This window comes from Mycobacterium sp. SMC-18, from assembly GCF_045310895.1.
GTDB lineage: Bacteria > Actinomycetota > Actinomycetes > Mycobacteriales > Mycobacteriaceae > Mycobacterium.
Genome location: NZ_JBJIAL010000026.1, coordinates 65217 through 73337, shown reverse-complemented (window position 1 = coordinate 73337; position 8121 = coordinate 65217). Strand labels below are relative to the sequence as shown.

The 8121-nt window shown below is 65.1% G+C and carries 9 protein-coding genes; 5 read left to right on the top strand and 4 right to left on the bottom strand.

The window, feature by feature from the left end; translation table 11 throughout:
• Positions 1 to 77 precede the first annotated feature (77 nt).
• The 3 genes from ACJH6J_RS20745 to ACJH6J_RS20735 form a co-directional block, all read right to left on the bottom strand.
• On the bottom strand, positions 78 to 545 hold the full coding sequence (locus ACJH6J_RS20745) for an excalibur calcium-binding domain-containing protein (RefSeq protein ID WP_212806837.1): 468 nt from the start codon (positions 543 to 545) through the stop codon (positions 78 to 80).
• Between the two features lie 357 nt (positions 546 to 902).
• The gene (locus ACJH6J_RS20740; protein WP_212806836.1) at positions 903 to 2213 is read right to left on the bottom strand and encodes a carboxylesterase family protein; all 1311 of its coding nucleotides are present in this window, start codon (positions 2211 to 2213) and stop codon (positions 903 to 905) included.
• Positions 2214 to 2271: 58 nt separating this feature from the next.
• Positions 2272 to 2442, bottom strand: a complete 171-nt coding sequence (locus ACJH6J_RS20735; RefSeq protein ID WP_212806835.1) for a hypothetical protein — start codon at positions 2440 to 2442, stop codon at positions 2272 to 2274.
• Between the two features lie 202 nt (positions 2443 to 2644).
• Between ACJH6J_RS20735 and ACJH6J_RS20730 the strand changes: the two genes are divergently transcribed.
• From ACJH6J_RS20730 to ACJH6J_RS20710, 5 genes are all read left to right on the top strand, one after another.
• Positions 2645 to 3019, top strand: coding sequence for a group 1 truncated hemoglobin (locus ACJH6J_RS20730; RefSeq protein ID WP_212806834.1), 375 nt, complete (start codon positions 2645 to 2647; stop codon positions 3017 to 3019).
• A gap of 38 nt (positions 3020 to 3057) precedes the next feature.
• Positions 3058 to 4341, top strand: a complete 1284-nt coding sequence (locus tag ACJH6J_RS20725) for an adenylate/guanylate cyclase domain-containing protein (protein ID WP_212806833.1) — start codon at positions 3058 to 3060, stop codon at positions 4339 to 4341.
• A complete protein-coding gene (locus ACJH6J_RS20720; RefSeq protein ID WP_406803231.1) occupies positions 4341 to 5111 on the top strand; it encodes an enoyl-CoA hydratase in 771 nt (256 codons plus the stop codon). Before ACJH6J_RS20725 ends, ACJH6J_RS20720 begins: the two co-directional genes overlap by 1 nt.
• Positions 5112 to 5157: 46 nt before the next feature.
• On the top strand, positions 5158 to 5634 hold the full coding sequence (locus ACJH6J_RS20715) for a hypothetical protein (RefSeq protein ID WP_406803232.1): 477 nt from the start codon (positions 5158 to 5160) through the stop codon (positions 5632 to 5634).
• A gap of 86 nt (positions 5635 to 5720) precedes the next feature.
• The gene (locus ACJH6J_RS20710; protein ID WP_406803233.1) at positions 5721 to 6821 is read left to right on the top strand and encodes a ferritin-like domain-containing protein; all 1101 of its coding nucleotides are present in this window, start codon (positions 5721 to 5723) and stop codon (positions 6819 to 6821) included.
• Here ACJH6J_RS20710 and ACJH6J_RS20705 read toward each other — a convergent pair.
• On the bottom strand, positions 6818 to 8020 hold the full coding sequence (locus ACJH6J_RS20705; protein ID WP_212814647.1) for a cytochrome P450: 1203 nt from the start codon (positions 8018 to 8020) through the stop codon (positions 6818 to 6820). The two genes, ACJH6J_RS20710 and ACJH6J_RS20705, sit on opposite strands and share 4 nt — an antisense overlap.
• Between the last annotated feature and the right edge of the window lie 101 nt (positions 8021 to 8121).

The window sequence follows — 8121 nt, the reverse complement described above, 5'->3', positions numbered from 1 at the left end:
ACACCCAGCCAACCAGACACCCCAATCACAGGCCGACAGCAGCTGACCGTTCTACACCCTCAATCATGAAGAGCCCGTTATGGGCCCGCTTGCCACTTGTTGCCCGATCCATTGGCGTCGCTGACGCACACGAGTGGGACACCGTCGCCGGTTTGAGCCGCCGTGCTCGGCGAGCAGTCCGCGCCGATCGTACGAGTGCCCACTAGCGGAGCTGACGAGACCCACATCCCTGGCCCGTTCGGCGGTCTGTAGATGCACGCTTGCGTTTCGCCGCCGGGCGTTGTCCTGAATATAAAGCGGTCGTAGTTGGTGCACCCATCGCCGGCTGGCTTTGTCTGGGGATTAGACGGGCCGGACGAGGTCGCTGTCTCGCACGCGACACCGTCGCCGTCCCGGTCGAGTTTTCGGCTGTAACCTGGCTCGCCGACGTACAACGGTGCGGCGCCAGCGCTAATCGCCTCGGCACAGCTCCCGAATGAAACTCCTGAAGCGATAGGGGCAGGTGTCAGGACCGCCACAGTTGCTGTGGTGGCAGCGAAAATCATCGACTGTCGCGTGCCGAACGTATCGATCGATTAATCATCCGTCGTCAGTCGCCCAGTGCCGTCTGTGTTCCTGCGAATGCGAGGTGGTGAAGCTCGGCAACATCAACGGTGGTCGAATCTGCTGGAATATCAAATGAGTGGGTCGGCGAAGACGTGGTCACGCTGACGCACGCTATCAGTGCGTGCACAGCTGATACTCGGATAATCGTCAGAAATTGCTGGTTCGAGCGACCGCTGCCGCCACCAACAAGTGGCCAGGCCCGCGCAGAACCTTTGCGACCAAAGTTGGTGCGACCGAAACGCCCCGGCCCTGTTTGGCCGGGGCGTTTTCGTGAGGCGATGGCCGACGTCGGGGTGTCACCCGAAGATAAGTTGCCTCTGCCCGCGGGCGGCAACATGGTCGTACGCGAAACCCGCCCATACCGAACGCATTTCACGTCCGAGGTTCTCGTCGACGGTGCGTGGCTCGGGGCCGAGCATCGGCGCGTCCGTCCATGCGCCTACTGCGCCAAGGAGGAGCGGCAGCTCGATGCAATGGCAGGCGCCGAGAGGCGCCCGCGGTGGTGCCCAGTCGACGCGGAAAGTCGCTGCGTGTCCACCTGCGCGCTCCCAGCTGCGGGCGAGATCGATTGCCGGCCTGCCGAACTCGGCGCGCGTCATGTTGCGTCCGATCAGCGTCGTGAGCGCGGCACCGAGCGGTCCGAGCCGCTGGACATGCTCGCCGCGGGGATCCATCGACACAAAGGGCCGGCCGTCGTCACGGGTGTAGCCGACCAGGATTTCGACACGCCTAGCCGCGTCGGCGATCTGCGACTCGAATTGTTCGGCGGAGACCAGCGGTGCGTGACCGAGAATCGGTGCGTAGGCCATCATGGCGACCCGCCCGAACGGCTGAGCGGCTGTCAACGCGGCAACCTGTGCAGCGAGCAGCTGCTCAATGTCGGCTTCCATGGCCGGCACGCCCGCCAACGACACCAGCGCGGCCTTGCGCATCGCGGCGGCCATCGCCGAGCGCTCGCGCGGCAGGCCGAGCGGTGCGCTCTGCAGGATGGCCCGGGTGAAGAGTCCCGCTGTCTCCGGGCACAGCATCAGCGACATCACAGAATCTCCGCCAGCGGATTGGCCGAACACCGTCACGCGCTGGGGATCGCCGCCGAACGCCGAGATGTTGTCGCGAACCCATTGCAGAGCGCAGATCTGGTCACGCAGGCCGAGGTTCTGCGTCGCCGGGTCATGGATGTTCAGGTAGCCGAAGATGCCGAGGCGGTAGGTGACCGTCACCACTACGACTTGTCCCTCGGCCGCCAGCGTCTGAGCGTCGTACTTCGGGGATTCGCCACCACCCGATACGTAGGCCCCGCCGTGAAACCACACCATCACCGGCAGACTTTCGGCATCCGCCGGAGCGGTGACGGTGAGCACTTGGCACTGCTCACTCTTGGTTAGGTCGTCGACGAAGGCGCCCGTGACGGACTGCAGACGGGATGGCAGTTGAGGGCACGCAGGGCCACGCTCGGTGGCATCGATCACTTCTCGTCCGAACGTGACGGGTTCCGGGGCGGCGAACCGGTCGGCGCGGGCATAGGGAACGCCGCGGGCGACCACCACGCCGTCGTTTTCGATCGCCTGCAGGGTGGTGCCGCCGATGTCGATGCGCGTGGCCGCCATCGGCTCACAATATGAAGGACCCCCGATCCGCGCGGATCGGGGGTCCTTGGTCGGGCGGTCAGAAGGCCTGGTCGACGAAACCGTTGCTGGTGTTGGTGTTGTCGTGGTTGTCGACGCTGTAGTGGGGACCGATCGGGGTTCCGGTGGTGGCCTGCGCGGGGACGGCCAGACCCAGGACGGCGGCGGTCATGCTGGATGCGATCAGAGTGGCAAAGCCGAACTTCTTCATTTTGAACCCCTTTTTCGGTTGTTGTGGTGCTCTGATGGTTGAAACCGGTTGTGCGGCAGTACCATTCCGATCGGCAGGATTTGATGCACGGTTGGCAGAATTAAGTCTTTTGTGACGGACGCGGTAGCCGTACAGGGAATATCTGCGATTTGCCTGCACCGTCCTCACCGCCGGCGCGATGCTTGGGTCAGAGGAGGGCATCATGACCGAGACGACGCCATCGCTGTACCGCCGGCTGGGTGGCTATGACGTGATCGCGGCCATCATCGACGACATGTTCGCCTTGTTGCGAGCGGACCCGGCCTTCGCTCGTTTCGGGTCGGGCCGCAGCACCGATTCGCACATGCGGGCGCGGCAGCTGCTCGTCGATCAGATGGGTGAGCTGACCGGCGGGCCGTGTTACTACATCGGGCGTGACATGTTGACCTCCCATGCGGGACTGGCGATCTCCGCCGCGGAATGGGAAGCCAACATGAAGCACGCTGACGCCGCACTGCTCAAGAACGGTGTGCCGGACGCCGAAAGAGCGGAGTTCCTGGCGCTTTTCGAGCGCTACCGCGACGACATCGTCGAATAGCGGTCCCGGTCGACCCGGGTCTCCGCTAGTTTCGCCCTGTGGATGCGCAAGCGGTGCGGTGCTGGGTGCAGGAGCGGCATGCCCAGCTTCATATGCGCAAGTGGATGCTGGAGTTCGACGACGCCGACCCCGAACGCGAGTTCCGGGCACACGACGACGCGAACGGCCTGCGGGCGGCGACCTTCGCACAGGTGGTCGGCGTCCTGTTCACCGTCGTGTACGCGGGTGTGGATTTCCTTGTCCTGCACGGTTTCGTCCCCGGCGCGCTGATCGTCCGCGTGGTCACCATCGGCATCTTCCTGCTCGGCATCGTGGCGATCCGCCGGGTTCGAACGCTCCAGGACCGTCTGCAGGTCGCCGCTGTCGTGCAGCTGACGATCGTCCAGGTGCTGCTCGTCCCGGTGCTTGCCGGCATCGGCGATTTCCCGACCCAGTACCTGATGACCTCGGCCACCGTCACGCTGCTGGGCGCCGTCGGTCTACTGCGGCTGCGGATGCACGCCGCCCTGGCCAACACGGTGGTGTTCGTCGTGGTGTGCCTGGAACTGCCGAACGCCCGGGGGAACCTGAACGAGCTCGGCACGATGGCACCGCAGATCGCGGGACTGGCCGCGATCAGCGTGCTGATCGCCTATGCGCTGGAGCGGCTGCGGCGCATCGACTTCCTGCGGCAGCGTGAAGTCGAACGAGAGCGGGCCCGAACCGAGGAGATTCTCTACAACGTGCTGCCAGCACCGATCGCGGACCGGCTGCGCGACGGCGCGCTGACCATCGCCGACTCGGCGCCCAGCGTCAGCGTGTTGTTCTCGGACATCGTGGGCTTCACACCCCTGTCCGAGACGCTGACACCGGAGGAGCTGGTGCAGTTGCTGGACACGATGTTCCGTGCCTTCGACGAGCTCTGCGACCGGCGTGGCATCGAGAAGATCAAGACGGTCGGTGACGCCTACATGGCGGTGGCCGGCCTGCCCAATCCCGACGCGGACCACGCTGCCTCGATGGCCGAACTGGCCCTCGACATGCAGCGCACCGTCACCGGCCTGTCATCGAGTTGGCCGAGTCCGATCTCGATGCGGATCGGCATCTCGTCGGGTCCGGTGGTCGCGGGCGTGATCGGGCAGCGCAAGTTCATCTACGACCTGTGGGGCGACACCGTGAACACCGCGAGCCGCATGGAATCCAGTGGCCGCCCGCACCGTATCCAGGTGTCCGCGTCCACGCACGCGCTGCTGGCGCACCGCTACGCATTCAGCGACCCGCAGGTGGTCGAGGTCAAGGGCAAGGGACGCATGACGACGTACTTCTTGGAGGGCGCTCGGTGATGAGTGAACCGCTGCTGCGGCGCGACCGCGATGACCGCGGCGTCGTGACGCTGACGCTGAACCGGCCGCAGGCCTTCAACGCCCTGTCCGAGGCGATGCTCACGGAACTGGGGGAGGCGTTCGCCGCGATCACGGACGATGCGACGGTGCGGGCCGTCGTCCTCGGGGCATCCAGCCGGGCTTTCTGCGCCGGCCACGACCTCAAGGAAATGCGCGCCGAGCCGTCACTCGAGTACTACCAGGAACTGTTCGCCCAGTGCACCGCGGTGATGATGGCGATCCAGCGGTTGCCGGTCCCGGTGATCGCGCGGGTTCAGGGCCTGGCTACGGCGGCCGGCTGTCAGCTCGTCGCGATGTGCGATCTCGCGGTGGCGAGCCATGATGCCCGCTTCGCCGTCAGTGGCATCAACGTCGGATTGTTCTGTGCCACACCGGGAGTCGCGTTGTCGCGCAACGTCCCGCGCAAAGCCGCCTTCGAGATGCTGGTGACCGGGGAGTTCATCGCGGCCGACGAAGCCAAAGCCCTCGGACTGGTCAACCGGGTGGCGGCGCCGGAAGCGCTCGACGACGAAGTGGAAGCGATCGTCGCGAGCATCGTCGCCAAGCCTGCCGTCGCCGTCGCGATGGGCAAGTCGTTGTTCTACCGCCAGCTCGAAGTCGGGATCGAAGCCGCCTACGCGGACGCCGGCGCGACGATGGCCTGCAACATGATGGACCCGAGCGCGCTCGAGGGCGTACTGGCGTTCATCGAGAAGCGCCCGCCCCACTGATGTGGCGGCGTGCGCCAAGAATCCGCCAAGGCCCGCGCACCACGCTGTGGCCATGAAGACCATTCTGATCGCGGCGCTCTCGGTCGCGGCCACCGCAGCATTGCCACTCGCCGCCGTGGCGAACGCCTGTGGCGGTGGCGGCCCGGTGCCGGCCAACCATGAATTCGTGACCCCGTCGGGGAACATCGTTTGTGACATCTACTCCGACGGCACTGGCGTGAATTGCGAAGTGCGGGAACATGCCTGGGTGCAGCCGGCATCCACGATGGGTCCCTACGGCCGGGCCTGTAATTTCAACTTTGGCGGTCTGCAGTTCTACGTCAGCAAGGGCAATCCCGGAAAGCTCGGATGCTACGAAGGCGCGAGTAACTTCACCGCCTCGAACCTCAAGACGCTCGACTACGGCCAGACCTTCACTCAAGGTTCGATCACCTGCACCAGCGAGCTGGCAGGCGTCACCTGCACCGACACAGCCACCGGGCACTTCATCCGCGTCTCGCGTGAGAATTACGACTTGGGCTGAGTGGTTGACGGTTCGGCCGCCCGCGGCGCACTGTGATGTGAGTCATATTTCTATCCGGACGCATCGGGGCAGAGAGGCGGCCGCTCGTGACCACGAAGGACAAGTACACGGAAGTGCCCACGCCGTACTCCTGGGACGTGCCGAGCGGCGGCGACGCACGCTTCACCTGGGAATATGACGACGGCCGCGGGCGCCTGCTGAACCTGTACCAGAAGGGCAAGGACAAACAGTGGGACGCCCAGTCGCGTATCGACTGGTCGCTTGATGTCGATCCGATGAACCCGATCGGCCTGCCCGACGAGTTCCACCCGCTGTTCGGCAGCCCGATGTGGGAAGCGGCCGACGAGAAGCGCCGCGCCGAGATGAAGCGCCATTCTCAAGCCTGGCAGTTCTCGCAGTTCCTGCACGGCGAGCAGGGGGCGATGGTGTGCGCGGCGAAGATCGTCGAGGTCGTCCCCGATCTCGATGCGAAGTTCTACGCGGCCACACAGACCATGGACGAGGCCAGGCACGTCGAGACGTTCTCGCGGTTCCTGCAGGAGAAGGTCGGCCTCGTCTACCCGATGAACAAGAACCTGAACCTCCTGCTGGAGGACACCCTGCGGGATTCGCGCTGGGACATGCCCTACCTCGGTATGCAGGTGCTCATCGAAGGACTCGCGCTCGCCGCGTTCGGGGTGCAGCGCGACTTGGCGGCGCCCGGGTCGTTGGCCAAGCAGGTGCTGGCCTATGTGATGCAGGACGAGGCCCGGCATGTGGCGTTCGGCCGAATCTCGTTGAAGGACTACTACTCCGGGATCACCGAAGCGGAGCGGAGCGAACGCGAAGAGTTCGTCGTCGACGCCTGCTATCTGATGCGGGACCGGTTCCGCGGCGAAGAGGTCTTCGAGACCCTCGGGCTCGACGTCAAGGCATGTGCCGAGTGGGTCGATACCTCGGCGCCCATGATGAAGCAGTTCCGCGCGCATCTGTTCAGCCGAATCGTGCCCATTGTCAAGGACATTGGGCTGTGGGGCCCCAAGGTGAAACAGGCCTTCGCCGACATGGGCGTGCTGGACATGGCCGGCTTCGACATCGAGTCGATGATGAAGGCCGACGAGGATCAGGCCGAGGCGCTCGACAAGGCACACGCCGAAATGGCTGTCCGGGCAGCTGAAGTGGATCAGGTCATTCAGGCGGCGAGCTAGAAACTTCCGAAGGCCACCGGTAGGGTGCTGGGTCCGGTCACGCCCAGCATCGACGGCCACGGGGACGGACCGGTGCGACGGAGGTTCGGCATCCGCTGGGCCATGACCGTCAATGCCTCCGTCAACTCCAACCGGGCAAGGTGAGAGCCCAGGCAGTAATGTGCACCGTTGCCGAAAGCGAGTGTCGCCGTCGAGTTTTCGCGGGTGATGTCGAAACGTTCCGGTTCGGGGAACGCCGCTGGATCACGGTTGGCGGCTGCGGTGTTGACGAATACCAGGGTGCCCGCCGAAATGGGTACTCCGGCGAGTTCGACGTCCTCGGCCGCAAGTCGGGACAGACTGAATCCGATTGGGCGGTAACGCATTACCTCGTCGACCGCCTGTGCGGCGAACTCGGGGTGTGTGCGAAGGAGCGCCCACTGGTCGGGATGGTCGCAGAAAGCGTCGATCGCCGCGCCGAGTTGGTTGCGTGTGGTGTCCGTTCCCGCCCCAAGCAGGGCGACAGCGAGCGCCAGCAACTCGTCGTGATCCAGTGCTGCTCCGTCGTCTTCGGCGCGGATGAGGTCGGAGATCACATCATCGGTCAGCTCATGACGGCGACGGGCGACCATGAGCTCCAGATAAGCGTCGAGCTGTTGCCACGCCTGCAGGACGCACGGCCCGTCGGTCGCCAGATTGAATTCGAAAATCTTGCCGATGTCGGCAATCCAGTCGGAGAACAGCCCCCAGTCCTGTCGGGGCGCCCCCAACAGCGCACAGATGATCGGTACCGGGAATGGCCGCGCGATGTCTGACACGACGTCGCAGTGGCCGGCAGTCACGTGCGGGTCGACGACGTCGGTGATGATGTCGCGGACGAGGCCTTGCAACCGCGCGATGGCGCGGGGTGTGAACGCCTTGGCGACCAGCCGGCGTTGCCGGTAATGACGTTCGCCGTCGATGGAGAGGATCAACGAGGAGATCCGTTGCCACAGTGGACCTTCGGTGATGCCCTGGGATTCCGCGGCGGCACGGTGTGCCACGGTGAAGCGTGGGTCGCGTAGTACGGCGCGAGCCAGGTCGTAGCTGAGTATCTCGGGCCCCAACGGGCCGATCGCCACCGGTCCGTGTCGACGTGCGGCGGCGATGGCGCGATGTGCGTCGTCCGGGTTGTGGCACTGCAGGTAGTTCAGCGTGGGCAGGCAGGTATCGATGGTCATGACATCGAGCATCAGCCGCGGACCGGCGCCAACCATCGGGGTATCCGCGCATCTTCTCCGGCGTGGGGGTCGTATACGACCCCCAGGCGCTGCGTTCTACG